Origin of the sequence: Bradyrhizobium sp. 142 (assembly GCF_023074015.1) — a bacterium.
GTDB lineage: Bacteria > Pseudomonadota > Alphaproteobacteria > Rhizobiales > Xanthobacteraceae > Bradyrhizobium.
The window spans coordinates 1-1,049 of the sequence record NZ_JADPKQ010000070.1 but is presented as its reverse complement, the minus strand read 5'-3'; the positions used below and the strand labels follow the sequence as shown (position 1 = coordinate 1,049).

Here is a 1,049-nt window from a genome sequence, read left to right as displayed (position 1 = left end):
ACTCGAGCTCTCGGCTCATCGTATGCATCGGCCTGCCCGCACATCGTGCTCCCGGTGCCTCTGTCCCGATGGTCGCACCATACGCCACGATGCAGAAAACCGCAGCGGAACGTTGGCACCGAGACATCTCATACCGGTTACCAACCCCATCGAAAGCACCTTCGCCACCGTGCGCCACCGCACCATCCGGTCGAAGGGTTGTCTGTCGAACGGGACCGCGCTCGCCATGGTCTTCAAACTCGTCGAGGGCGCGCAGAAAAGCTGGCGCCGTCTCGATGGCCACCACCAGTTGCCAAAACTCGTTCTTGGTGTGACATTCAACGACGGGATCGAGGTCATCGCCAAGCCGACCGACCGTCAGCCCATAACCGCCGCCGCCTGACCGGCCCGGCCGTCACCAAAATTTGGCGATAGCTCGTGCATCGCTGTGACCGAGGAACTCTCCAACCTGACGAACGACACGGGACCACTCGTAAAGCGTTTTAGCCGCGGGGCGTCGCTCGGCCGCCCATCCCTTTACAAGATCCGCTAATGGCAGAGGCGGCAACAATGTCGGCGGCAATATCGTCACTGCTGTAACCGCAGGCGAGAACATAGTCGGAATAGCTTCGCCGTTTGCCAGCCGTTCGAGCATGAGGCTGGCGCGTTGCACGGCTGCTGCAATTGCCTTGGCTAGCGTCCGGCGGTTCCTTTCATCTGACTTGAACCCACAGGCCTTGAGGCGTTCATCGGCGCCGTCCAAGCACCAAGTTTCCATCCTTAGGCGTTCGAAATAGTCTGGATCGAGGTTGGACAAAAATGTGCTGTCATAGATTTGGCCCGCCTTCGGCTTGGGTGCCGGGGCAAATAGCCGACCTCCGAGTTCAACATTCCAGACTGTCTGCAGCGAAGGATTATGTCTGTGTTGCTCAAACCACCGCTCGTAAGCAAAGGCAGCCAGTTCGTGGGCTTGAACCGCCCCGGGTTTGCCGGAGGCTCCAACTCCTGAGAGGATGGAGCCATGACGAGCAAGACGACGAACAAGTTTTCACCCGAGGTCCGGGCCCGTG

At 59.6% G+C, this 1,049-nt stretch carries 1 protein-coding gene and 1 pseudogene; one reads left to right on the top strand and one right to left on the bottom strand.

Annotation, left to right across the window (positions count from 1 at the left end; translation table 11 throughout):
- Nucleotides 1-139 precede the first annotated feature (139 nt).
- A pseudogene (locus tag IVA82_RS07360) lies at nt 140-382 on the top strand (IS256 family transposase); the annotation flags it as partial.
- A 12-nt stretch (nt 383-394) separates the two neighbouring features.
- Here the strand turns inward: IVA82_RS07360 and IVA82_RS07355 are convergent.
- Nucleotides 395-742, bottom strand: a complete 348-nt coding sequence (locus tag IVA82_RS07355; RefSeq protein WP_247493230.1) for a hypothetical protein — start codon at nt 740-742, stop codon at nt 395-397.
- Nucleotides 743-1,049 lie beyond the last annotated feature (307 nt).